The sequence below is a fragment of the Streptomyces sp. NPDC040405 genome (assembly GCF_055595765.1).
Genome location: NZ_JBVIVI010000006.1, coordinates 285100 through 308633, shown reverse-complemented (window position 1 = coordinate 308633; position 23534 = coordinate 285100). Strand labels below are relative to the sequence as shown.

Genomic DNA, 23534 nt, shown 5'->3' with positions numbered 1-23534 from the left:
GCTCCCGGCCTTCCGGTCCCACGCACACCGCGCGGGGCGGCCTCGGTCGGCCTCGCGGCGGTTCGAGGAGCCCGGCCCGCGACCGGAGCCCGGCAGCCGGCCCCCGGGGAGGCGCCGGAGGGTCCTGCCGAGGGTACGCAGCGTCGCCGGCCGGGTGTTTCTGCTCCAGCTGGTGATCATGGTGCTGTTCGCCGCCGCCGCAGGAGCGGCTCTCGTGGTGCAGGCCCGGAACTCGAGCATGCAGGAGGCCCGGCAGCTGTCGATGGGCGTGGCCCAGTCCTTCGCGCGGTCCCCGGGCACGGTGGACGCCATGAAGTCCCGTGATCCCACCAAGCTGCTTCAGCCGCGCGCGGAGGACACCCGGAAGCACACCGGAGTCGACTACGTGGTCGCCTTCGACCCTCAGGGCTTCCGCTGGACCCACCCCGACCCGAGGCTGATCGGGAAGCACATCTTCGCCCATCGCGAGGGCGCCGCCGCCGACCGGCCCTTCACCAAGACGTTCGAGGGCAGCCTGGGCCTTGCCGTGGACACGACGGTTCCCGCCTACGACACCAACAAGACCACCATCGTCGGCTTCGTGTCGGTCGGGGTCACCGTCGCCAGCGTGGACTCCGTGGTGCAGGCCCAGCTGCCGCAGCTGCTCGGGTTCGCCGGGGGTGCCCTCGCGGTGGCAGCGGTCGGGACGGCGCTGGTCTCCTGGCGGCTGCGGCGGCAGACCCGCGGCCTGGATCCGTCCGAGATGACCCGGATGTACGAGCACCACGACGCGGTGCTGCACGCGGTACGGGAAGGCGTACTGATCATCGGCGGTGACGCCCGGCTGCTGCTCGCCAACGACGAGGCACGGCGGCTGCTGGACCTGCCCGCGGACGCCGAGTCGCGGCATGTCACCGATCTCGGCCTGGCGGCGGACACCGCCGAGCTGCTGGGCTCGGCCCGGGCGGTCACCGACGTGGTGCACCTGGCCGGCGACCGGCTGCTGGCGGTCAACATCCGGCCGGTCGGCCCCGACAACCGCCCTGTCGGCAGCGTGGTCACGCTGCGCGACACGACAGAACTACGCGCACTGACGGGCCGTGCGGAGGTGGCACGGGGGCGTCTGGGGCTGCTGTACGAGGCGGGGGTACGCATCGGAACCACGCTGGACGTGGTGCGCACCGCGCAAGAACTGGCCGAGGTGGCGGTCCCCCGGTTCGCCGAAGCCGCGACGGTCGATCTGCTGGACCCGATCCTGCAGGGTGCCGTGCCGCCCGCTCCCCACCCCGAGATGCGCCGGGTGGCGGTACACGGCGTCGACAGTGCCCTGTCGCTCTATCCGACGGGAGAGCTGATCCGCTTCGCCCCCACCTCACCCGTGGCCCTCGGTGCCGAGCGGGGCCATGCGGTCCTGGACACCGATCTGACCGCCCCCGGCGGCTGGCTGGCCGACCAGGACCCCGAGCGCGCCCGGCGCCTGCTGGACCTCGGCTTCCACTCCCTGATCACCGTGCCGCTCCAGGCCCGGGGGGCGATGCTGGGGATGGCGAGCTTCTGGCGCTCGGGTGCCGTTCCCTTCGACGGGGAGGACGTGGCCTTCGCCGAGGAGCTGGCCGCCCGGGCCGCGGTGGCCGTCGACAACGCCCGCCGCTACACACGCGAGCACGCCTTGGCCGAGACACTCCAGCGCAGCCTGCTGCCCAGCTCCCTGCCCGCCCACTCCGCCGTGGAGGTCGCCCACCGCTACCTGCCCGCTCTGGAGGGCGTGGGCGGCGACTGGTTCGATGTCATCCCCCTGCCCGGCGCCCGGGCCGCCCTGGTGGTCGGCGACGTGGTGGGGCACGGCCTCCACGCCGCGGCCACCATGGGCCAGCTGCGCACGGCGGTGCACAACTTCTCCGCCCTGGACCTGCCCCCGGACGAGCTCCTCGGACACCTGGACGAGCTGGTCGCGCGGATCGACGGCGACGAGAACGTCGAACGGGACGCCGAGAGCGTCTCGGGAGCCACATGTCTCTACGCGATCTACGACCCGGCGTGCGGGACGTGCTCACTGGCGCGGTCCGGGCATCTCGAACCGGCCCTGGTGCACCCCGACGGCACCGTGGAATACCTTCAGGTGCCCGGTTCGCCGCCGCTCGGTCTCGGCGGCGGACTGCCCTTCGAGACAGCCGAATTCACCCTCCCCGAGGGCTCCCGGCTGGTCCTTTTCACGGACGGCCTGGTCGAGGACCGGGAGCGGGGCATCGACACCGGCCTCGAGGCACTGCGCCACGCCCTCGCGCACCCGGACCGGACACCGGAGGAGACCTGTCAGGACGTCCTCGACGCGGTGCTCCCCGCCCAGTCGAGCGACGACATCGCGCTCCTCGTCGCCCGCACCCGCCTCCTGGACCCGTCCCACGTGGCCGAGTGGGACGTGCCGAACGATCCCGCGGCCGTCGCCGGTATCCGGGCGGAGGCCATCCACCGACTGGGGGCCTGGGGACTGGGAGAGCTGGCCTCCGCCACCGAGTTGATCATCAGCGAGTTGGTCACCAACGCCATCCGCTACGGATTCGAACCGATCCGGCTGCGGATGGTGCACGACCGCGACAGCCTGATCTGCGAGGTCGCCGACGGCAGCAGCACCTCACCACACCTGCGCCGGGCCGCCACCACCGACGAAGGCGGACGCGGACTGTTCCTCGTCGCCCAGTTCGCACAGCGCTGGGGCACCCGCTACGTGGCCCGGGGCAAAGTGATCTGGACCGAACAGTCCGCCCGGAGCCCGGCGAGCGATCCCGACGGAGTACCAGCCGACGACCTGCTGGACCAATGGGCGGACGCGGCCTGGTGAGCCGCCGTCGCTTCAGCCGGCCCGGCCGCATGGGCCGTGCGGTGACAGAACTGTGACGCGGTGAGGCCACAACCAACCCCGAGGCCATCGGGTCTCACCACACGTGCGACTGGCGCCGGTCGAGCGGTTCGGCCGCGCTGCCGGACACGCACGTACGGACCATACGAACGAGGGGAACCCCATGAAGCTCGCACGTCGCACAGCCGCCGTCACCGCCATCGCCATCGTCGTCGGCGGCAGCACCCTCGCCCTTGCCGGGCCCGCGTCCGCGGCGGAGTCGGTCGGCCCGGTCGCGCAGTACAACGGAGCCTGTGGGGCCGGCCACAAGGTCATCGACTCCGCCGACATGGAGAACCTGGGCACCACGTTCCTGACGTACAACAAGACGACCGGCGACAACTGCGTGGTCACCGTTCGCGCCCACGCCGGGTCGCCGGTGTACATGTTCGCCTCGCTCAGCTCGGTGAAGGAGGGGAAGGCGACCGACAGCGGCCAGTTCACGACCTACGCCGGGCCCGTCTACCTTCACGCCCCCGGAGAATGCGTCACCTGGGAAGGCGGCATCACCACGTATTCCACGAAGGGCACCGGTCACTGCGGCTGATCCGCCTACGACCGTCAGGTCCGCGGGCGGGCGTCGTGGGTGAGCAGGGCGAGCTGGACGCGGTTGTCCATGCCCAGTTTGGCCAGGGCGCTGGAGAGGTGGGCCTTGACCGTGCCGACGGAAAGGTGCAGGCGGACGCCGATCTCTGTGTTGGACAAGCCTTCGGCGACCGCCTCGCCCACCTCGCGCTCCCGTGCGGTGAGCAACGCGAGCCGCTGCCGGGCGCGTTCGGCCCTGTCGTCCGGTTCCGCCGCCGCGTGTTCGATGAGGGCGCGCGCGGCGGACGGCGACAGGGCGGGCTCGCCGCGGGCGGCCCGCCGTACCGCCTCCACGATGTCCTCGGGCGCCGTGTGCTTGACGAGGTATCCGGCGGCGCCGGAGCGCATCGCCTCCAGTACGAGTCGGTGCTCGTCGAAGGTGGTCAGCACGATCACCCGCGGGGACGGGGCGCCGGGCCGGGTGAGGGCCCGGGTGGCGGCGAGGCCGTCCATGACCGGCATCCGGATGTCCATGAGGACCACGTCGGGCTCGTGTTCGCGGACGGCGGCGGCCACTTGGGCGCCGTCGGCCGCCTCCCCGACGACCTCCATGCCGTCCGCACCGCGCAGCATCATCTTCAGCCCCGTCCGCACCAGGGGGTCGTCGTCGGCCAGCAGCACTCGGATCATGGCGTCACCTCGCGGGCCACGGTAGCCGGGCGCGCAGCGTGAAGCCGCCGTCGGCGGCGGAGTGGCCGAGGGTGCCGCCGTCGAGCCGGACGCGTTCGGCGAGTCCGGTGAGACCGGTGCCGGTACCCGGGATCGCGTCGTCGGCGGTGAGAGCGACGGGGACGGCGGGCAGCGCGTTGTGCACCTCCACCGTGAGGCCGTCGCCCGGGCCTCCGGACAGCGTCACGCCGACGCGGGCGCCGGGCGCGTGCTTGCGGGCGTTGGTCAGGCCCTCCTGGGCCACGCGGTAGACGGTCCGGTGCAGTTGGGACCGCAACTCGCGCACCGCGTCGGCGGTCAGCTCGGTGCGGAAGTCCACCGACTGACCCGTGGCACGGGCGTCCGCGACGAGACCGTCGATGTCCTCGATCCGTGGCAGCAGCGACACCGGCTCGCCGCCGCCCTCCGTGTGCAGCAGGCGCAGTACCTCCTGAAGCTCTTGTACGGCCTCGTGCGCGTTGCCCTGGATCACCTCGGCGCTCTCGGCGACCTCCGCGCTGTCGAGCGCGGGACCGGCGCCCGCCTCCGCCTGCCGGGTGCGGTAGGCGAGTGCGCCCGCGTGCACGGAGAGGAGGGAGACGCGGTGCGCCAGCACGTCGTGCATCTCCCGGGCGATGGCCTGGCGTTCGCCGCGGCGGGCGTCGGCGAGCCTGCGCTCGTGTTCGGCCAGGGCCCGCGCGGCGTCCGCGCGCAGCCGCTCCACGAGGAGCCGCCGGGAACGCAGAGCGTGGCCCCAGGCGAAGGCGGCCAGAAGGTAGGCCAGCGAGAACGCCGCGTCGAACCACAGGTCCTCGGCCGTCCCCGACAGCAGCAGGCCGGAGGGCACCATGAACAGCGCGTACGCGCCGAGCATCAGCAGCGCCCGCCGCCAGCGGAGACGGAGCGCGACGTTGGTGACGATCACCGCGCCCGCGGGCAGCGCGCTGGTCGCCAGCGCCACCGCGGGCAGCCCGATCAGGGCCACGACGAGCGGGTGGCCGCGCCGCCACCACAGCGCGACGCAGGCCACGAGCCCCAGCAGCGCGTCCGGTTCCGCCGCCCACCCCGGCAGATCCCCCTGCTCCTTCACCACACCCAGCACGACCATGCCGAGGAGGATGGCCGCGCAGAAGAGCGCCGCGTCCACCGCCCAGTCGCGCAAGGTGCGCCGAGCGCGCCCGGCGTGCCCGGCGTGCCCGGCCGGGAGGGCGAGGTCCGCCGGGTGGGCGGGGTCGAGGCCGTCGGTCATGGCAGGAGGGTAGGCGGACCACCGAGGGCAGCACATCGGCCCATCGGCCGGACCGCCTCGGCCACCTGGCAGAGGCATACGGCGCCCCGCCCGCCACTTCCGGCGAGCGCGGCACGAGAACCGCGGGCCCGCTGTCCGCCTCACGCCGGACCATCGGCGAATGGTCCCGGCTCCGGCAGCCCTTCAGGCTGGCTCCATCCGGAGCTCCCTCCGGAAGACGGGAGAGACACCATGGGCACCACCCAGGTCAGCAGGGCGCGCTTCCTCCAGCTCGCGGGGGCCGTCGCCGCCGGAACGGCACTCCCCGCCGGGCACGCCGCCGCGGCGGGGCGACACCACGTCAGCCACACCCCGGCCCCTCGGCGGCGGTCGCGGGACACGGGGCCGGGCGGGGTGCGCTACCGCGGCGTCGTCTACGAAGTCGGCGAGGGTGAAACGTCCGCCACGGCGTGGAACGCGGATCGCACCCGGGCCGATCTGCGGGCGATCCGCCACGACCTGCACGCGGACACGGTGAAGATCACTGGCGACGGCGTCGAACGCCTCACCCGCACCGCGGCCGAGGCGGCCGAGAGCGGGCTGCACGTATGGCTGGAGCCGACGCTCGGTGATGCGCCCGGCCGCGACATCCTCGACCACCTCGCGGAGACCGGACGCTTCGCCGAACAACTGCGCCGCCAGGGAGTCCGGGTCCATCTGAACGTGGGCTGTGAGTTCCTGCTGTTCGTTCCCGGGATCGTGCCCGGCGCCACCGCTACCGAACGGATCGACAACCTGCTCAAGGGCGCCTACGACCCGGTCGAGACGGCCCGGCGGCTGCGCCGGTTCAGCGCGCGGGCCGCCGCCGTCGGCCGTTCGGTCTTCCACGGGCCCCTGTCGTACGGGGCCGCGCAGGACGAGGACGTGGACTGGGACCTGTTCGACCTGGTGTGCCTCGACTACTACGGCTGGTTTCCGAACCGCGCCGGACACATCCGCGAACTGCGCGCGTACCAGCGTCACGGCAAGCCGCTCGCGATCACCGAGTTCGGCTCCTGCGCCTTCGAGGGTGCGCCGCGCCTGGGCGGCATGGCCTGGAACGTCGTCGACTACACCACGACGCCACCGCGGGTGAAGAAGGGGCTGGTGCGCAGCGAGCGCACGCAGGCCGCGTACCTGACCGACGTGCTCGACGTGTTCGAGTCGATGAACCTGTACGCGGCCATGGCCTACACCTTCGTCACGCCCGACGCCCCACACCGCCGCGAGCGGCGGCTCGATCTGGACATGGCCTGCTACGGCTTGGTGAAGGTGATCCGGGACCGTCCGGCGGATCCGGAATCGCCCTGGCACTGGGAGCCCAAGCAATCGTTCAAAGCCCTGGCCGGCGAGTACGCCCGCCGGCGGCGGAACCCCTGGTAGGTCCGTGAGCCCGCCCCCGAATACGGCAAACTGTCCCGCGAGCCCGGCTTTGTCGCCTTCCGGCTCGCCAAGACCGCCGCGGCGTTACGCCCCGACCACTGACCGAGGAACGCGAGAGAGCGCCATGACATCACCGACCCTGGCCGTCGTGAGCGGCGGGCCCGGCACCGGAAAGACGACCCTCGCGCACGAACTCGCCCGGGAACTCGGATGTCCCGCGGTCATCCGCGATGAGATCAAGCAGGGCATGGCCCTCTCCACCCCCGGATACCGAGGCGGAGGGGACGATCCGCTCAACCACCCGACCCTGGAAGCGTTCTTCGGCATGCTGAAACTGCTGCTCGAAGCAGGGGTGACAGTCGTCGCCGAGGCCGCCTTCCAGGACCGGCTGTGGCGGCCGAACCTGGAACCACTCGCCAGCCTCGCGCAGATCCGTGTCATCCGGTGCACAACTCCCGCCACCGTCGCCCACGAGCGCATCGTCCTACGCGCGCGGGAAAGCGCCCACCGGACCGCGCATGCCGACCGCGACCTGCTGGACGCCATCGCCGCGGGAGAACACTCCCTGGAGTCCTTCGTCCCGATCTCCCTCGATCTCCCCACCCTCACGGTGGACACCTCCCACGACTACATCCCTCAGCTGGGTGACATCGCCTCCTTCATCCGAGCGACCACCGCACCGGCCGGGACTGATGGCGATTCGTAGGGTCTGCCCCACCCCCCTTTCGGGGGCTCACTGGAGTGCCTGCGGCTGGAGCCGCATGATCCGCTGGCTCGTACGGAAATCGTGCGACAGGAGGCGGGCAGGTGAAGGCCCGGATCGGTTATTCCGCATGGCTCGCGGGTGTGGTGCAGTTCTTTGTGATCCACGGGATCTCAGAATCAGCCTGGTCGAGACCGTACAGTTGGGCGCGGAACAACATCAGTGACTTAGGCAACGCTTATTGCGCCATGCAGCAGGAGCCCGAGCCACGGTATATCTGTTCACCCGAACACGGCCTGATGAATGTCTCGTTCATCGCCCTGGGAACGCTGCTCGTCCTCGGTGCCGCCCTGACTGGTCCCATGTGGCGCCGAGGCGCGACCGCCACCGTGGCTCGGTGTCTACTGGCTGGTGCCGGTCTGGGATTTGCACTCGCCGGGCTGGCGCCTGCGGACGTCCACGAGAACGCGCACGTCCTGGGTGCCCTGCTCATCATGGGAACGGGCAACATCGGCCTTCTGCTGGCGGGAGTTGGCTTGTCGGACCATGTTCCGAGGCTACTGCGGTGGGCCACCAGCCTCCTGGGAATCACGGCGATCATCGCCTTGGGGCTCTTCTTCTCCCACCACTACCTGGGACTGGGCATGGGAGGCATGGAGCGGGTCGCGGCGTTCCCTCTCCTGATGTGGACGCTGGCCGTCGGCGCCCGTGGCCTGTTCGATCAGGCAACCCGTAGGCACGACGCGGGCAGGTCCGTGACATTGCCGGGTCACATCCCGGTTGAACCGTCGATACATTCGCGCAGAAGATCGGCGTGACCGTTGTGACGTGCGTACTCAGCAATCATGTCCACCATGATCCTTCGCAGTGAGATCGGCTCGCCGGTCCTCTTGCGGATCCCTGTTTCATCCAGCGATGCGGCAGCGGCTGTGATCTGCCTGGAGTGCTCGCACTCCGTCCGCCAGACGGCGAAGGCTTCCTCGACGTCACCTTCCAGGCTGTCGAAGTCCTGGTCGGGGTCATCGTCGGAGTAGTAGAGCATCGGAACGTTCTCGCCGACGAACTGGATGCGGAACCACCAACGCTCGACAGCGGCCAGATGCCGCACCATGCCATGCAAGGACAGGCCGGACGGCGGCACCGCCCGTTCAGAGAGCTGCTCCGGCGTGAGGTCGGCGCATTTGAGCTCGAAGGTTGCCCGGTGCCAATCCAGGACCGCGCGCAGGGTCTCCCTTTCGCCACCGACGGCGGGCGGGGCGGGGCGGGTGTCGTTGTTCCACCTGGGTGCGTAGTGCTTGGGGGCGGCTGTGTCGGTCATCGTCTGCCTTCCTGGCCGGAGATGGCCGAGTCTGACAGGCACCACTGACATCGCTCAGGAAGCGCCACCCTCGCCATGATCCGGATCAAAATCCAGATGCGTATGAGCTGGTTCGCACTCCTATACTCGTGCGAGCTCATGGAGGGGGAGGTGGAGACAGTGAAGCTTGCTGAGGCACTGGCAGAACGTGCGGAGGCGACGCGCCGTGTAGAACAGCTGCGAGCGCGCGTCGTCAGCAGTGCGCGGTACCAGGAAGGCGAGACGCCCGCCGAGGACGCAGCTCAGCTGTTGGCCGAGGCCGGTACGGTGCTGGACGCTCTGGAAACGTTGATCCGGCGGATCAACCGGACCAATGCCGCCGTGGAGATGGGTCCGGACGGCACGCTCACCGATGCCCTCGCACGCCGAGATGTCCTGCGGTTGCGTCACTCCGTGGTCACCGCAGCGGCGGACGCAGCAGCGGGCAAGGGCGAGCGGGGATACGGCCGGCAGCTTCGGTCCGAGCTGATGATGCTTTCCGCGCTCCCGGTCGCGGAACTGCGCGGTCAGGCGGATGTACTCGCCCGGGAGATCCGAGAGGTCGACGTGCGGATCCAGCGTACGAACTGGGAGGTCGATCTGCTGGACTGAGTGGTCCAGCAAGCTGGGACGATGTGGAGCAGGTAACTGCTTCGGAGGCGTGCACACACCGAGGGTTGGCGGTTTTCCAGCCCACTCCTGGCGCGTGAAGAGCAACGCGGGGGTTCGACTCCCCATCAACAGTGCAGCTCAGTACCGCGTACAGGTAAAGGTGCACAACGCACAGCACATCACCACGTGCAGATCCGAGGCGGCAAGGGCGGGGTCGGGGCTTTCCACATCGCAGGTCTGGTCGGCGGGCATGCCGCGCTCAAGTTGTTCGTCTCTGGCCAGGCGGCCGAAGTGGCCGGTGGCGGCGGCCAGACGGACCGCCGCCAGAGGGTGGTCAGTGCTGGGGGTCGCCACCGGCCTGGATCATCGGGGACAGGTCGAAGTGGCTGAGCACCTGGGTGATCAGGCCGTCCTTGACGGTGAGATAGTCCATGCCGGGGAAGTCGCTCGCGAAAGGCGCGTCGAGGGTGTAGACGGCGGCGGCGTTGGTGTCGTCGCCCAGGACGTCGATGAGGCTGGCGCCGTTCAGCGAGTCGGCGAAGGGGCCGATGAACGTCCGGAAGCCGTCCTTGCCCTCAAAGGTGCCGTTCGGGGCCTTGCAGACGGCGTCGTCGGCGACGTAGCCGAGCGCCTTGTCGATGTCCTTGTTCATCCACGCCTCGGTGTACGCCCTGGCGATCTGCTGGGCGGATCCGGTGGTGTCCGTCATGGGGATACACCTTTCCTGGTTGGTTACTCCAGTGCGTCCGGCCGCCCCGTCGGCGACCCGATGAAGGCATCCTCCTCGCCATATATGACACCTTTGGACATATATGTGAGGAACTTTTGGAACCATGAAGTCCGACCGCCTGCTCTCGATCATGCTGCTGCTGCAGACCCACCAGCAGTTGCCCGCCTCCGACCTGGCCGAGCGCCTGGAGGTCTCGGTGCGCACGGTCATGCGGGATGTGGAGGCCCTGTCCGCGGCGGGCGTGCCCGTCTACACCGTCCGCGGCCCCCAGGGCGGGATCGCCCTGCTGCCGGGCTTCCGCACCGACGTCACCGGGCTGACCGCTGATGAGGCGCGCGCCCTGTTCGTGCTGCTCTCGGGCCCGGCCCATGCCGACCTCGGTCTGGGAGCGGCGCTCGGCTCCGCGCTGCGCAAGGTCATGGCCGCCCTGCCCGCCCCGCACCGCCCCGATGCCGACCTGGTCAGCCGCCGCATCCTGATCGACCCCGTCCGCTGGCGCGGCACGCCCGGTCCCGAGCAGCCCGCCACCGACCTGGCCGCCTTCCAGGCGGCCGTCTTCACCGATCGGCGCCTGCGTCTGCGCTACCGCCATGGCCGCGACAACCGGCTGCGCGCCTACACCCTCGACCCCTACGGCCTGGTGAATAAGGCCGGTGTCTGGTACCTGGTCGCCGACCACGACGGTGAACCCCGGCTGTTCCGCACCGACCGCGCCACATCCGCCACCGTCCTCGACGAGCCCGTCCAACGCCGCGACGGCTTGAAGCTGGCCGAGGTGTGGGACACCCTGCGCCGCCGCATCGACGACATCCCCGCCCCGCTCGCCGTCACCGTGCGCGTCCGTGACGAGATCCTGGCCAAGTTCCTGCGTATCCACGAACCCGACCTCGCCGCATCCGCCCCGGCCGGCTCCCCGCCCGAGCCGGAGCGTGAGCCGGGCTGGACGCGGGTCGAACTGCGCTTCCGCGCACTCGTAGCCGCCGAGATGCTCCTGGCGTTCGGCCCCGACGTCGAAGTCCTGGCCCCCGACGAGCTCCGCCAGTCCCTGGCCCGCAGGGGCGCGGCGACCGCCGCCCGCTACACCCCGCCTCCGGCCGCGTGACCGGGACGAGCGGGCGCGGCTCCGCCACCTCGCAGTGACTCCTGCTGCATCTCTTGGGCTGGGGCGCGCCCGGTCACGTAGCATCCGGGCAACGCGGGGCCCGCCAACTCTTACGGCCCGCCCAGCCAACCGTCAGCAAGGAGTTCTCATGTCCAAGCCGCCGCTGCCGCCCGAGGCCGTCGAGCTGCTGCGCCGCCCCAATCCGGCGGTCATGGCCACCGTGCGCTCGGACGGCACGCCCGTGTCCACCCCCACCTGGTACGTGTGGGAGGACGGCCGCGTACTGATCAACCTGGACGATGGCCGCGTACGGCTGAAGCATCTGCGCAACGATCCGCGGGTGACCCTCACCGTCCTGGACAAGGACGACTGGTACACGCACGTCACGCTCATCGGCCAGGTCGTCGAGACGCGCGAGGACGAGGGTCTGGCCGACATCGACCGCATCGCCCACCACTACATCGGCGGGCCCTACCCGGACCGGGCCCGCGCCCGGACCAGCGCCTGGATCGAGGTCGAGCGATGGCACGGCTGGGGTGCGCTGAAGGACAGCGACCAGGCCTCCACGTAACTTCGGGTCAGCGCATCTCTCCTGTTGACCTTCACATCAACTCGGTCTTTCAGACCGGGATGGCCCCGAGGGAGGAGGAGCAGTACCTCAAGGGGATGTTCGCGACGCTCGACGCCTCGCTCCCGGCCCGCCCGAAGGGCTGGCTGGGTCCGGGACACACCGAGACGCCCGCGACCCCGCGGCTGCTCGCCGAAGGCGGAATCCGCTACCTCCTCGACTGGTGCTGCGACGATCAGCCGTTCCCGCTGAACATTCCGGGCATGCTGTCGGTGCCCTACTCCCTCGACGTCAACGACTTCCTGATGTTCACCACGAACCCCGGGCTGTCCGGGCCCGACTACGAGCGGGTCGTCCTCGACCAGTTCGAGCAACTGCTCGAGGACTCGGCCGCCACCGGCCGGGTGATGGCCCTGCCGTTGCACACGTTCATCACCGGGCAGCCGTACCGCGCCAAATACCTGGCGCGGGTGCTGCGGACGATCGCCTCGACACCGGAGGTGTGGCTCTGCACGAGTGATGACATCGCCGACCACTACCTCGCGACCCACCCCGCCGTACCCCGGAAGTGAGTACCGGTTCCGAGGGTGAGGAGCGGGCTCGTCCCGCCGTCCGCGCGCAGACCCGGTCAGCGTCGTCCCTCGTCGCCTTCCGTGATGCCGAGCTCCGTCCGTGCACGGTCCACCATCCGGCGGGCGTGCCGCAGTCCGATCCGGTCCAGCACACCGGCCAGTTCGGTCAGGTCGGCGGCTGTCCGGGCCCGGTCGCGGCCCAACCGCGCCTGGGCCTTGATGTGCCCCAGCCTGGCGAGGGCTTCGCCGCGCGGCTCGCTCATGGCGCGGAACTCGGTCAGTGCCTGCTGGTAGACGTCACGTGCCGCCGTGTAGCGGCCCGCGCGGTAGAGCACATTGCCGCGCATCTTGTGGTTGTAGGCCAGCGCGCTGACCAGGTTCATCTCGCGACACGTCACTTCCGCCTCGGAGAGCAGGTCCAGCGCACGGTCCGCGTCCCCGTCGCGTACGGAGATGATGTCGGCCAGGCCCCGCAGGGCCCAGGCGTGTCCGCGCCGATCGTCCGCCTGCGCGGCTATCGCCGCGGCCTCCTCGAACATGGCGTGCGCCGTGTCGTACGACCCCGTGTTGCGATGCATCTGGGCGATGCCCTCCAGCGCCCATACGGTGTGCCGTGCCTCGCCGCGCTCCCTCGCCTCGGCGAGGAGTTGTTCGTGCAGCGCGCCCACGGCCTCGTAATCCCCCTGGATACGGCCCGTCTCCGCCAGACCGGCGAGCGAGTAGCCTCGGGCGAGGATGTCCCCGCCACGTTCGCCGAGTTCGGCCGCGGCCGCGAGCAGGCGCCGGGCCAGCGCCAGTGCGCCCCGCTGCCGGGCGAGTGTGCCGCCGCTCCACAACGCCCACGCCATCGCCCCGGCGTCCCCCGCCGCACGGGCCGCGCGATAGCTGGCTTTCCACTCGCGGTCGGCATCCGTCACCTGCCCCAGCCTGCGGTGGGCCTCGGCCACCGCCAGACCCGAGTGGGCCGCTTCGCGCGGGGAGCCGCTCCGCTTGGCTTCCCTCAACTGTTCGGTGCCCGCGGCCAGTACGTCGACCAGCGAAGAGTTCACGGACAGGGTGGTGAGGGAGCCCTGATACTCCGGGGCGAAAGCCTTGCCGTACATGGATGCCTTTCCGTCTGTGGTCCAGGCGGAAACGCGCGCCATCTGCTATACACCACGTCTATACATGAGATGCATAGCAGGGTGGAAACGGCCCTCTCACAGGTGGCCGCCACGCGTCCGCTGCCGATCAAGACGCGATCCGACCCGAAGAGGTTGTTCCGGTTCTGGATGTGGCCGACGCCGAACAGGACGGCGCCAACGGAGGCAGCACCACCTGGGCGGGTGGTGCCCCAGCCGACCGCGGTGTCAGGTCAGGAACGTGAAGAGCGGGCTGTCCGGCGGGACACGCTCGATACGGTGCGGGACCTTTTCCATGCGGTCCAGCAGCGGTTCGAGGCCGTCGGGCGCGCCCAGTTCGATGCCCACCAGCGCGGGGCCCGTCTCGCGGTTGTTCCGCTTCACGTACTCGAAGAGTGTGATGTCGTCGTCCGGCCCCAGCACGAGGTCGAGGAATCGTCGCAGTGCGCCTGGTTCCTGCGGGAACTCGACCAGGAAGTAGTGCTTGCGTCCCTCGAAGAGCAGGGCCCGTTCGACGATCTCGGCGTACCTGCTCACGTCGTTGTTGCCGCCCGAGACGACGCACACGACCGTCGCACCGGGCGCCAGGCCCGGGTCGCGGTCGAGCGCGGCGGAGGCCAGGGCACCCGCCGGTTCGCTGATGATGCCGTCGGACTGGTAGAGGTCGAGCATCTCCACGCAGACCCGGCCTTCCGGCACCGTGAGCATGTGCGGCGGGTGCGGCTGCCGTGCGACGACCTCGTAGGTGTGACGGCCGACCGTGCGTACGGCCGCGCCGTCGGCGAAGGGGTCGATCTCCGACAACGTCGCGGGAGCTCCCGCGGCCAGCGCCGCCGCCATACTCGCGGCGCCCTCGGGTTCAGCCCCGATCACCTGGACGGTCGGGTGTGTCCTCGCCGAGCCACGCGAGGGTGCCCGCGAGCAGGCCGCCACCGCCCACGGGGACGATCACCGCGTCCGGAGCGCGGCCGAGTTGCTCGACGGCTTCCCTGATCACCGTGCCCTGCCCCGCGATGGTGCGCGGGTCGTCGAAGGCGGGGACGAGGGTGGCCCCGGAAGCACGGGCGTAGGCCAGTGCCGCGGCGGCCGCATCGTCATAGGTGTCGCCCTCCACCACCATCTGGACGTGCTCGCCGCCGAGTGTCCGTACGCGGTCCCGCTTCTGCCGGGGTGTCGTCCTCGGCAGATACACCCGGGCGGGCACGCCCAGGGAGGCGCAGGCCAGTGCGACACCCTGGCCGTGGTTGCCCGCGCTCGCGCAGACCACGCCACGGTTACGTTCCTCCGCGGACAGCTGGGCGATGAGGTTGTAGGCGCCGCGCGCCTTGTACGACCGTACGGCCTGCTGGTCCTCGCGCTTGAGCCACACGTCGAGCCCGTACCGCGCGGACAGCCGCTCGCTGCGGTGCAGGGGGCTCGGCCGGATCACCTCCGCACACCGTCGTGCGGCCGCGATCACATCCGATGCGGCTACGCCGCTGGTCCCGCTGTCGTCAGTCACCCGTTTCTCCTGTCGTATCGTGGGGCCCATGGCAGCCCGGGCAAAATCCGCCACCGTGGCGAACGAAGGGTCGAAGCAGGCACCGCTGCTCGTCCTGGGACAAGGACCTCGATATCCTGCAGGTGGTCAACCCGGCCCTGAAGGATCTCCGCGATCGTACCGGCGAGACCACGTGCTTCTTCTTCCGGTCCAAGGGCACCCAGCGGGTGTGCATCGCGATCGGGGAACGCACCGACGCCGCGAGCACTCCGAACAGGTCACCCGGGCGCTCGGCGGCCGGTACCCGGCCTGAGCCGAAGCCGCCGTACGCGTTCCGCTCCCCAAGGGCTACGGAAAGGGTCGCGGACCCTCATCGCCGCACGGGCCATCGCCGCCGATGTCGGTTCGATGGCCGGGCAGAGGGCCGGGGTGTTCGGTGGCGAAGAGGCAGACCAGGGATCCGGTCTTCCGATCCTGGATGAGCGTCAAGGCGGCACGGGAAACCGGCTCGGTAATGAGCAGTAAATGCGCTGGGAAGCGGGCGGGGGTCGCCGTCGGTGTTCGGAACGGGGGCTACCGAAATATGTTCACCATCATCTGATGAATCAATCCGAGAGCCGCGATCGCTACCAGCCACCACGCAGGATCACGCCATGGGCGCTTGGGCCATTCATCATCCTCCATCTCGAATCCTCCCCTGTTCAGCTCACTCCTGAGCGACAGCCGCACGCCATATGAACGACAAGGTTTGCCAGGCGTCACCAATGGCCTTGGAGCGGGCATGGAGAAGGGCCGCCCGGCACATGGTGACCCGGGCGGCTCTGGTGACCGCGAGCAATTCCCCCGCGTACGCGGGGCCGACTGCGTGAAATGTACAGGCACGCACCTACCAGGCCGGGGCCATCCCCGCAGGCGCAGGGCGTCTGATGTGGCTGGCCGGGTCGGCTCCACAGCAGGGTGACAACAGCGTACGCCGCAGCGTACGGGTTTCCGTCCTCCGCTCTTGGTCATCGTCGTCGGCGGGCTGTCGACAGGCCGCCAGCGGTCGGGCAGGTCGAATTGTGTCCTCGTCAGGGTGAAGAGAGCCTCGACTCGTTGACGGTTGGGTGCGGGTCGGCCTTCCACCGGACGTCGGCCATGGTTCAGCGCTTTCCTCCGGGGAGCGGGGCAAGGGTGAGCAGGCCGCAGCCGTATGCCTTCGACGGTCCGATCCCCGCCAGGAGCCGGGCGGTGAAGGCGGCCGCGTCGGTGATGCGGAGGCAGCCCTCGAAGGTGACGCTGTGGAAGGTGACGCGGGGGCCTTTGCCGTTCTTCACGAAGGAGTGGCGGCGACGGGCGGTGATACGGACCTCGCGCGCCGGTTCCTGAGCTGTGCTGGCGGCAGGCGGCTGGGCGGGGGCGGGGGTGTCGGTGCGGGACGTGGGGATGTCGAAGCCCCATCGTTCGGTACGGGTCAGCAACCAGTCGAGCTGTGCCGCGGCAGTGCGCTGACCGAGCCTGAAGCCGCGGGTGCGCTTACGGTCCGCGTCGTCTGCGATGCGGGCGGCCTGGGCCGGAGTGAGCTTGACCGGTGTCTGTGTGTTCTGAACGGGGCTGGCCGTGAGGCGGAACGCGAACTCCCGGCCATGGGCGATCTGGCCGAGCAGGGGCGCGTAGTCACGAACGGCCGCGTGTTCGCCCCCGGCATCGGGCCAGCCCGCCTGCTCGACGATGTGGGTCCAGTCGGGCTTGGACTGCGAGAGAACGAGCAAGTGCGGCCGGTGCGGGTTGTCGTCGTCGAGCCGCCACAGGATGCGCTCGCCGTCGGGACCTCCGGGTATCCCGCCTGCGACGGCGGCGTGCATGGCACGCGGGTTGGCCAGCAGCCGACGGCTTTCGGCGCGGAGCGGGTTGATGCGGATCCGGGAGAGGTAGGTCATGGTGGTCACCAGCCCAACAGGGCGAAGGGATCATGTCCGGCGGCCTCGACCGGTGGATGCGCGCCGGGCACAGCGGGCGGCCTGCGGCGGGGTCAGCACCGGATCGAAGAGGTGGAAGAGGTCGCCGTGGGGTAGCGAAACCCTTGCACACCTTGCGCCACCTCGAAGGCGAAATGTGAGAATTCACCACATCGGCACGCGAGAGCGATCCGCTTTCCGACGCCTTCGCGCCGGGGAGGTTTCAGTCCCGGCGATTCATCGGCTGCGCGCCGTGGCGGCGATGGCGGGGAGGACGGCGAGGGCGAGGATTCCGCCGGTGAGGGCGAGGACGGGGTAACCGGCGGCGGACACGACGAGGCCGGAGGTGAGGCCGCCGGTGGCACCGGCGATGGCGATGGAGACGTCGACCATGCCCTGGGTCTTGGCGCGGGTGGCCAGGGGCGCGGCGTCGGTGATCATCGCGGTGCCGGAGACGAGGCCGAGGTTCCAGCCGAGTCCCAGCAGGGCGAGCGCCAGGGTGAGCAGGGCGACGGAGTCCGCGGGCGCGGCGGCGGCGGTGATTCCGGCGGCGAGGAGGGTGAGGCCGGAGGCGACGGCGATCGCCGTGCGTCCGTATCTGTCGACGAGCCAGCCGGTCAGCGGTGAAGGGAGGTACATGGCGCCGACGTGGATGGCGATGACGAGGCCGGACACCGCGGTTCCGTGGCCGTGGTCGTGCATGTGTACGGGGGTCATCGTCATGATCGCGACCATGACGAGCTGGGTGAGGATCATCGTCAGCGCGCCCGACATCAGCCCGGGACCGTGCTTGTGTGCGGGGGCCGTCCCGGCGGCGTCACCCGTCGTCGTCCGCTCCTGGAGGTCGAGGCTGCGGGCGAGCAGCAGGGGGTCGGGGCGCAGCCAGATGGCGAGGACGAGGGCGGCCAGCGCGTAGGCGGCGCCGGAGAGCAGGAACGGCCCGGCCAGGGTGGGGATACCGAGGCTGTCGGCAAGGTGGCCGGTGGGTGCAGCGAGGTTGGGGCCGACCACGCCGCCGAGGGTGGTGGCGACCAGGACGGTGGAGACGGCGCGGGCGCGGTGGGCGGGCGCGGCGAGGTCGGCTCCGGCGTAGCGGGCCTGGAGGTTGGTGGCCGTACCGGCGCCGTAGACGAAGAGGGCGGCGAAGAGCAGTACGGGGTTGTCCGCGACGGCGGCGGCGATGACGCCCGCGCTGCCGACGGCGCCAGTCAGGTATCCCGCGGCCAGCCCCGGCCGACGGCCCCGGGCCTGGGAGATGCGGCCCACGGCGACGGCGGCGAGGGCCGAGCCCGCGGTGAACAGGGCGCTGGGCAGACCGGCGAGGTCGGTGGAGCCGAGCATGTCCTGGGCGAGCAGGGCTCCGACGGTGATACCGGCCGCGAGTCCCGCCCCGCTCAGGATCTGGCTGCTGACCAGGACTGCGAGCACGCGGCGCTGTGCCTCGGGCCGAGGGGATATACCGGAGGTGGTGTCCGGGGCGGTGCTTGTCACGGCGGGATTCTCCCTATCGCTACGGAACGTCGACGACGAGATGGCCGCCGAGGCGGCGTATGTGCGCGCTGTCGGGGTCGGGCGGGAGCGCATGTTGTCGTGCGGGTGCCAGGGCAGCTCGGCCGCGCAGCTCGTCGGTGCGGGCACGAGCACGGTCGTACTCGCGCGGCAACGGACCTATCCGGAGCATGAGTTCGCCTCATCCGCGGTCAGGGACGCCGTCACCGCCCGCTCGGCGGCGGCGAGGGCGCCCTCGATGTGCCCGGCGTACTGGGCGGCCGTCTCGGTCGACGCCCAGTGCAGCCTGCCGCCCAGTGCGGGCCGCCGGTAGAGGGCGTGCCCGAACAGGGAGTGGTCGGCCGGGCCCTGCACGGCAGGCGGAGCGGTCCATCGCTCGCGGCTCCAGTCCTGCACCCGGAGCGTCTCGGGCTCGGCGGCGGCAGGGCCGAAGAGCCCCGCCAGCTGGGCGAGCACCGCCTGTTCGAAGCCGGGGCGTACGGCCTGGGCCGGAGCGAAGCCGAACAGCGCGGCGGGGCGCCCGTCGGGGCCGGACATGTCGTGCAGCTCCTGGAGCGGGCCGGTTCTGCTGAACGCCGCCCCGGCAAGCCCCTCGCCGCGCCAGAAGGCGGTGGAGTAGCGGGCGACGACCTTGGCGACCGCCCCCATCCACACCGGAGTTGCCTCGGCGAGACGGACCAGTTCCGCGGGCAGTTCCGAACCGAAGGCGATGCGCGCGAGGGCGAGTGCGGGAGGCACGGCCACCACGACGTGTTCGGCGTGCAGCACACTGCCCGGCGTGTGGACATCGAGCCCGCGGGTGGCGCGGCGGCGGATCGCGATGGCCGGGGTGTTCGGCCGCAGGACGTCCACGGGCAGCTCGGCCGCGAGGGCATGGGCAAGGGCGTCGGCTCCGAGCGTGAAGCGACGGGCCGGGGCGTCGATCAGGTTGCCGGGCAGCCTTCGTACGCCGGTGGCGTCCTGCACGAGTGTGTCCCCCGCGAGATGCTGCTCGAAGGTGTCGACGCCGAGCCGTGCGGCGAGATCCGCGATGCGCTTCTCCCCGTCCCAGAACCAGGTGGCCCCAGGTCGAGGGCTCCGGGCGGGGCGGGCGTGCTGAGCAGCCGTCCGCCGATGCGTTCGCGGGCCTCCAGGCACACGGTGTCGCGTCCGGCGGCGACCAGGGCGGAGGTCGTGGCGAGACCTGCGATCCCGGCGCCGATGACGACGACCTCGTGGCCGTCATGCTGGAGCATGTACGGCTCCCTTCTCTGCTCTGCGACGGTGGTCAGGCGCCGGTCAGGTGCCGGGAACGAGGACCATCCGGAAGCGGGCCTTGCCGTCTTGCTGGGTGTCGAGCGCCCGCTGTGCGTCCTCCAGCGGGACGGTCTGCACCTGGGGGCGGACGCCGATGGCGACCGCGAAGCGCATGGCCTGTTCGGTGTCGGCGGGGCTGCCGGTCAGATGGCCGGTGACGCTGCGAGCGCCCATGACGAGCTTGGCCAGGGGCAGTTGGAGGGGCGATCCGTCGAAGCCCACGACGGTGAGCCGCCCGTGCGGGGCGAGCCCGTCCACCAGTTCCGCGAGCGGCTTGCCGCTGGAGGCCGTGGACAGGATCAGCCGCGCCCCGCCCCACTTCCCCAGCGCCGCTCCGGGGGCCTGCCGCTCGGTGTCGATGTAGTGCCGCGCGCCCAGTTCCTCGGCGAGCTTCCGCTTCCGCTCGCCCCGGCCGATCGCCACCATCTCGTACCCCATGGCCGCGGCGAACCGCACCGCCAGATGTCCCAGACCGCCGACCCCGAGCACGGCGACCCGGTCGCCCGGCCCCGCACCGGAGTGGCGCAGGGCGTTGAAGGTGGTGACGGCGCCGCAGCCGAAGGGCGCGGCCTCCGCCGGAGACAGGCCCTCGGGGATCCGGGCGAGAGTGGTGGCGGGAACCGTGAGGGTGCTCGACCAGCCGCCGGGATACGACAGGCCCGGGATCTTCCGCTCGGGGCAGTGGACGACATCCCCGGAACGGCAGGCGGAGCAGTGCCCGCAGCTGCCGCCGAACCAGCCGACGGCCACCCGCTCCCCCACTTCCCACCCCTGCACCTGGGGTCCCAACTCCGCGATCACACCCGCCACTTCGTGGCCCGGAGTTATCGGGAAGCCGACCGCCGGAGCGGGATCGCGGACCGTGCCGATGTCGGCGCCACAGATGCCGGTCGCCTCCACATCGATACGTACCTCGCCGACCCCGGGTGGCCGCTCCCGCACCGTAGGACGTCCCGGACGGCGCCGGTAGAGGATCATGATGAATGGGGGTATAAATAGCGGCTATAGCCAGAAGGGAAGCCGCATGAACATCGAGGGGCTGCGCTACGCCCGGGCCGTGTCCAGGACGCAGTCGTTCAGCGCGGCCGCGCGCGCTTACGGGGTCACTCAGCCCGCCCTGTCCAACGGCATCGCGCGGCTGGAGCAGGAACTCGGCGTGACGCTGTTCGCGCGCTCACCGCGCGGGGTCAAGCCGACCCCGCACGGCGCACGGATCCTGCCCATGATCGACCGGGCCCTCGACACCCTCGACTCGGTGGTCGCCGAGGCCCAGCGGCTGGCCCACCCGGCCCCCGACACGATCCGCGTGGGCGTCTCGCCCCTGATCGGCGCCGACCTCGTCGCCCGGGCCTTCGACGCCGCCCGCAACCTGGACCGCCCACGCGACCTGGTCCTGCGCGAGGCGGATCTGACACATCTGCGCGACGATCTCCAGGCGGGACAGCTGGACATCCTCCTGGTGCCCGCCGTGCAGGCCATACCCACTTTCCGGCATCGCGTCATCGCCCGCGAGCCGGTCGTCGTGATCGACCCCGCCAGCTCCCGGACCGACCGCCCGGTCGAGCTGCACGCCGCGGCCGACGCGGCCTACATCCTCGTACCGGACAGCTGCGGGCTGACCACCTTCACCACCGAACTCTTCCGCAGCCACGACCTGGCGCTGCGCACCTATCCCGGGGCAGCCTCCAACTACCGTGTGCTGGACGAGTGGGCGCGGATGGGTGTGGGCGCCGCCCTCCTGCCCAAGTCCAAGATCACACACAGCCACGACAGCAGCCGCCCCCTGGTCCGGGCGGGCGCTCCTGTCGAGATCACATACGAGGCCGTCTGGGACAACGACACCCCGCTCGCGGCCGACCTGGAGGACTTCGTCGCGGCTCTCACCCAGCATGCGGATGAGGGCCCGGGCGATTGACAGAGGTTATGTCTCCATTACTCTGGCCGCCTCTGTCGGAATCAACCTCAGAGACAGTCCGAGAAAGGCATCACACGATGAGGAGCGAGGACGCCGCCGTACTCGACGACCCGGTGGGCGAGTCGCTGCGCGGCCACCACGGGGATCTCGCCCGTCGGCACGGCCGGGCCGCCACCTATCTGCCGGACGTGGCGACCTTCTCGGCGGTGCCTGCCGCTCCGGACCCGGCGGACTGGGCCGACCTCGCCCGGCTGCTCGGCCGAGGCGGGTTCGCCGACATGTTCAGCTGCACGGCGACGCCGCCCTTGGACTGGGAGCCGGTCTTCACCCTCGAAGGCCGCCAGATGACCGGACCCAGCAGCATCCGGCCCAGTACCGTCACCGGCGTGGTCGAACTGGGTGCGGCCGATGTGCCCGAGATGCTCGACCTCGCCGCGCGGACCCAGCCGGGGCCGTTCTGGCCGCGCACCCACCGACTCGGCACCTACCTCGGCATCCGCGACAACGGCAGGCTGGCGGCCATGGCGGGCGAACGGCTCCGGCCTCCCGGCTGGACCGAGATCAGCGCCGTCTGCACGGCGCCCGAAGCACGCGGGCAAGGCCACGCCCTCCGCCTGGTGAGCGCACTCACCGCACGCATCCTGTCCCGGAACGAACGCCCCTTCCTGCACGTGGCCGACACGAACACCGCCGCGATCGCACTGTACGAACGGATCGGCTTCGAGAGCCGGAAGCACGTGACCTTTCGCGGGTTCCGCACACCGTGAGCAGCCATACGATTCCTGGTATGACGACACCCAGTTGCTACACGTGCGGCCAGGAAGAACGATGCGACGAACTGCCGCCGCGCGAGCGCGTCGTCGTGGATCAGCACTGGCGGGTCGCCCATGCCTTCGATACGGCGCTGCCGGGCTGGTTGGTCCTGGTGCCCCGCCGCCATGTCACGGCCATCCACGACCTCACCGACGCGGAGGCCCAGGCGTTGGGGATGTGGCAGGTGAGGTTGGCTCGGGCTCTCCGCGACGTCACCGGGTGCGTCAAGACCTACGTGGCGCAGTTCGCGGAGGTCGAAGGGTTCGCCCACGTACATTTCCACATCGTGCCGCGCATGAACGACCTCCCCAAGGATCTGCGGGGTCCCGGCGTCTTCGGCCTCATCAGGCAGCCCGAAGAACGGCGAGTGCCCGCTGAAGCCGTAGACGAAATCGTGCGCTCCCTCCGCGCCCACCTACTTCCTGACACCCACACCCCGTAAGCGACCAAGCTCATCGAGGCCGACGGCGGCGAGGACTTCGCCGTGCAGGGGCCTCGCCGACGAGCCCACCGCCCTGCCGAGCCCCGCACCGGACTGGGCGGAGCTGAGCGGGTTGTGGAACGCGCCGCACGGGTGACTCCGCGGGCGGCATGGCATGGCGGGAAGCGTTTCTTCCCCCTCACAGCGGGTTCTTCCGATGCAATGGTCGCCCACGTTGCTGATCCGCACCCCGCAAGGAGCGCTTCCATGCCCGACTCCCCGAACATCGCCCTCGTTCGGCGGCTGTACGACTCCGGAATGGCGCCGGAGGTCGCCCAGGAGGTCATGGCCCCGGACCTCGTCTGGGACATCACCCCGGGCTTTCCGTACGGCGGCGTGTACCACGGCTGGGACAACGTGGCGACGGACTTCTTCGGCAGGCTGATGCCGCATTACGAGTCCTTCGGCCCGGTGGCCGAGGAGTTCTCCGCGGACGACGACGACCACGTCTTCGTATACGGCCACTACCACGCCGAGACGAAGACCGGAAAGAAGGCCGACGTCCGGTTCATCCACCGGTGGACTCTCCGCGACGGCAAGGTCGTACGCATGCAGCAGGCCGCCGACAGCCATGTCCTCCAGGAAGCCCTGAAGGGCTGAG

26 protein-coding genes are annotated in these 23534 nt (G+C 70.7%); 13 read left to right on the top strand and 13 right to left on the bottom strand.

Going from position 1 to position 23534, the window contains the following annotated elements; all coding sequences use genetic code 11:
• The first annotated feature begins 178 nt into the window (after nucleotides 1-178).
• Both ACZ59A_RS25710 and ACZ59A_RS25705 read left to right on the top strand, forming a co-directional pair.
• Complete coding sequence (locus ACZ59A_RS25710) at nucleotides 179-2818, top strand: SpoIIE family protein phosphatase (protein ID WP_470963140.1); 2640 nt, start codon at nucleotides 179-181, stop codon at nucleotides 2816-2818.
• Between the two features lie 181 nt (nucleotides 2819-2999).
• Entirely contained in the window at nucleotides 3000-3422 is a 423-nt protein-coding gene (locus tag ACZ59A_RS25705; protein ID WP_470962580.1) for a spore-associated protein A, read from the top strand.
• Between the two features lie 14 nt (nucleotides 3423-3436).
• Here ACZ59A_RS25705 and ACZ59A_RS25700 read toward each other — a convergent pair whose 3' ends face one another.
• Nucleotides 3437-4090, bottom strand: coding sequence for a response regulator (locus ACZ59A_RS25700; protein ID WP_470962577.1), 654 nt, complete (start codon nucleotides 4088-4090; stop codon nucleotides 3437-3439).
• A gap of 4 nt (nucleotides 4091-4094) precedes the next feature.
• Entirely contained in the window at nucleotides 4095-5357 is a 1263-nt protein-coding gene (locus ACZ59A_RS25695; RefSeq protein WP_470962574.1) for a sensor histidine kinase, read from the bottom strand.
• A 231-nt stretch (nucleotides 5358-5588) separates the two neighbouring features.
• Between ACZ59A_RS25695 and ACZ59A_RS25690 the strand changes: the two genes are divergently transcribed.
• The 3 genes from ACZ59A_RS25690 (at nucleotide 5589) to ACZ59A_RS25680 (ending at nucleotide 8279) form a co-directional block, all read left to right on the top strand.
• Nucleotides 5589-6758 carry an abortive phage infection protein gene (locus ACZ59A_RS25690; protein ID WP_470962571.1) on the top strand — a complete coding sequence of 390 codons (1170 nt, stop codon included), beginning with the start codon at nucleotides 5589-5591 and terminating at the stop codon, nucleotides 6756-6758.
• A gap of 124 nt (nucleotides 6759-6882) precedes the next feature.
• Nucleotides 6883-7464 carry a P-loop nucleotide/nucleoside kinase family protein gene (locus tag ACZ59A_RS25685; RefSeq protein WP_470962568.1) on the top strand — a complete coding sequence of 194 codons (582 nt, stop codon included), beginning with the start codon at nucleotides 6883-6885 and terminating at the stop codon, nucleotides 7462-7464.
• A 101-nt stretch (nucleotides 7465-7565) separates the two neighbouring features.
• Nucleotides 7566-8279 carry a DUF998 domain-containing protein gene (locus ACZ59A_RS25680; protein WP_470962565.1) on the top strand — a complete coding sequence of 238 codons (714 nt, stop codon included), beginning with the start codon at nucleotides 7566-7568 and terminating at the stop codon, nucleotides 8277-8279.
• On the opposite strand, the gene ACZ59A_RS25675 is transcribed toward ACZ59A_RS25680, so the two are convergent.
• A complete protein-coding gene (locus ACZ59A_RS25675) occupies nucleotides 8231-8779 on the bottom strand; it encodes a DinB family protein (protein WP_470962562.1) in 549 nt (182 codons plus the stop codon). The genes ACZ59A_RS25680 and ACZ59A_RS25675 overlap by 49 nt on opposite strands.
• Before the next feature lie 159 nt (nucleotides 8780-8938).
• Here ACZ59A_RS25675 and ACZ59A_RS25670 point away from each other — a divergent pair, with 159 nt between their 5' ends.
• Nucleotides 8939-9409 carry a DIP1984 family protein gene (locus ACZ59A_RS25670; RefSeq protein ID WP_470963137.1) on the top strand — a complete coding sequence of 157 codons (471 nt, stop codon included), beginning with the start codon at nucleotides 8939-8941 and terminating at the stop codon, nucleotides 9407-9409.
• Between the two features lie 138 nt (nucleotides 9410-9547).
• On the opposite strand, the gene ACZ59A_RS25665 is transcribed toward ACZ59A_RS25670, so the two are convergent.
• Both ACZ59A_RS25665 and ACZ59A_RS25660 read right to left on the bottom strand, forming a co-directional pair.
• Nucleotides 9548-9763 carry a hypothetical protein gene (locus ACZ59A_RS25665; protein ID WP_470962559.1) on the bottom strand — a complete coding sequence of 72 codons (216 nt, stop codon included), beginning with the start codon at nucleotides 9761-9763 and terminating at the stop codon, nucleotides 9548-9550.
• The gene (locus ACZ59A_RS25660) at nucleotides 9744-10118 is read right to left on the bottom strand and encodes a nuclear transport factor 2 family protein (RefSeq protein WP_470962556.1); all 375 of its coding nucleotides are present in this window, start codon (nucleotides 10116-10118) and stop codon (nucleotides 9744-9746) included. Before ACZ59A_RS25660 ends, ACZ59A_RS25665 begins: the two co-directional genes overlap by 20 nt.
• 124 nt (nucleotides 10119-10242) lie before the next feature.
• Here ACZ59A_RS25660 and ACZ59A_RS25655 point away from each other — a divergent pair, with 124 nt between their 5' ends.
• The 3 genes from ACZ59A_RS25655 (at nucleotide 10243) to ACZ59A_RS25645 (ending at nucleotide 12381) form a co-directional block, all read left to right on the top strand.
• On the top strand, nucleotides 10243-11241 hold the full coding sequence (locus tag ACZ59A_RS25655) for a helix-turn-helix transcriptional regulator (RefSeq protein ID WP_470962553.1): 999 nt from the start codon (nucleotides 10243-10245) through the stop codon (nucleotides 11239-11241).
• A 148-nt stretch (nucleotides 11242-11389) separates the two neighbouring features.
• Complete coding sequence (locus tag ACZ59A_RS25650) at nucleotides 11390-11812, top strand: PPOX class F420-dependent oxidoreductase (protein ID WP_470962550.1); 423 nt, start codon at nucleotides 11390-11392, stop codon at nucleotides 11810-11812.
• A gap of 59 nt (nucleotides 11813-11871) precedes the next feature.
• The gene (locus ACZ59A_RS25645) at nucleotides 11872-12381 is read left to right on the top strand and encodes a polysaccharide deacetylase family protein (RefSeq protein WP_470962547.1); all 510 of its coding nucleotides are present in this window, start codon (nucleotides 11872-11874) and stop codon (nucleotides 12379-12381) included.
• 56 nt (nucleotides 12382-12437) lie between these two features.
• Here the strand turns inward: ACZ59A_RS25645 and ACZ59A_RS25640 are convergent, their stop codons facing one another.
• From ACZ59A_RS25640 to ACZ59A_RS25605, 8 genes are all read right to left on the bottom strand, one after another.
• The gene (locus tag ACZ59A_RS25640; protein ID WP_470962544.1) at nucleotides 12438-13484 is read right to left on the bottom strand and encodes a tetratricopeptide repeat protein; all 1047 of its coding nucleotides are present in this window, start codon (nucleotides 13482-13484) and stop codon (nucleotides 12438-12440) included.
• 246 nt (nucleotides 13485-13730) lie between these two features.
• Nucleotides 13731-14375, bottom strand: coding sequence for a pyridoxal-phosphate dependent enzyme (locus ACZ59A_RS25635; protein WP_470962541.1), 645 nt, complete (start codon nucleotides 14373-14375; stop codon nucleotides 13731-13733).
• A complete protein-coding gene (locus ACZ59A_RS25630; RefSeq protein ID WP_470962538.1) occupies nucleotides 14362-15003 on the bottom strand; it encodes a pyridoxal-phosphate dependent enzyme in 642 nt (213 codons plus the stop codon). The genes ACZ59A_RS25635 and ACZ59A_RS25630 overlap by 14 nt, the downstream gene beginning before the upstream one ends.
• A 1121-nt stretch (nucleotides 15004-16124) precedes the next feature.
• Complete coding sequence (cas6e, locus tag ACZ59A_RS25625; RefSeq protein ID WP_470963134.1) at nucleotides 16125-16901, bottom strand: type I-E CRISPR-associated protein Cas6/Cse3/CasE; 777 nt, start codon at nucleotides 16899-16901, stop codon at nucleotides 16125-16127.
• 255 nt (nucleotides 16902-17156) lie between these two features.
• The gene (locus ACZ59A_RS25620; protein ID WP_470962535.1) at nucleotides 17157-18410 is read right to left on the bottom strand and encodes an MFS transporter; all 1254 of its coding nucleotides are present in this window, start codon (nucleotides 18408-18410) and stop codon (nucleotides 17157-17159) included.
• A 177-nt stretch (nucleotides 18411-18587) separates the two neighbouring features.
• Entirely contained in the window at nucleotides 18588-19394 is an 807-nt protein-coding gene (locus ACZ59A_RS25615; protein ID WP_470962532.1) for a flavin monoamine oxidase family protein, read from the bottom strand.
• The gene (locus ACZ59A_RS25610) at nucleotides 19352-19663 is read right to left on the bottom strand and encodes an NAD(P)-binding protein (RefSeq protein WP_470962529.1); all 312 of its coding nucleotides are present in this window, start codon (nucleotides 19661-19663) and stop codon (nucleotides 19352-19354) included. Before ACZ59A_RS25610 ends, ACZ59A_RS25615 begins: the two co-directional genes overlap by 43 nt.
• Nucleotides 19664-19706: 43 nt before the next feature.
• Nucleotides 19707-20702 (bottom strand): alcohol dehydrogenase catalytic domain-containing protein, encoded by a 996-nt coding sequence (locus ACZ59A_RS25605; protein ID WP_470962526.1) that lies wholly within the window; start codon nucleotides 20700-20702, stop codon nucleotides 19707-19709.
• Between the two features lie 46 nt (nucleotides 20703-20748).
• On the opposite strand from ACZ59A_RS25605, the gene ACZ59A_RS25600 reads away from it, so the two are divergent.
• The 4 genes from ACZ59A_RS25600 to ACZ59A_RS25585 all read left to right on the top strand — a co-directional run bounded on the left by ACZ59A_RS25600 (nucleotide 20749) and on the right by ACZ59A_RS25585 (nucleotide 23533).
• Nucleotides 20749-21639 carry a LysR family transcriptional regulator gene (locus ACZ59A_RS25600; RefSeq protein WP_470962523.1) on the top strand — a complete coding sequence of 297 codons (891 nt, stop codon included), beginning with the start codon at nucleotides 20749-20751 and terminating at the stop codon, nucleotides 21637-21639.
• A gap of 77 nt (nucleotides 21640-21716) precedes the next feature.
• The gene (locus ACZ59A_RS25595; protein WP_470962520.1) at nucleotides 21717-22406 is read left to right on the top strand and encodes a GNAT family N-acetyltransferase; all 690 of its coding nucleotides are present in this window, start codon (nucleotides 21717-21719) and stop codon (nucleotides 22404-22406) included.
• Nucleotides 22407-22426: 20 nt separating this feature from the next.
• Complete coding sequence (locus tag ACZ59A_RS25590) at nucleotides 22427-22894, top strand: HIT family protein (RefSeq protein ID WP_470962517.1); 468 nt, start codon at nucleotides 22427-22429, stop codon at nucleotides 22892-22894.
• 246 nt (nucleotides 22895-23140) lie between these two features.
• Nucleotides 23141-23533: a nuclear transport factor 2 family protein gene (locus ACZ59A_RS25585; protein WP_470962514.1), complete on the top strand. Its 393-nt coding sequence runs from the start codon at nucleotides 23141-23143 to the stop codon at nucleotides 23531-23533.
• The last annotated feature ends 1 nt before the right edge of the window (nucleotide 23534 follow it).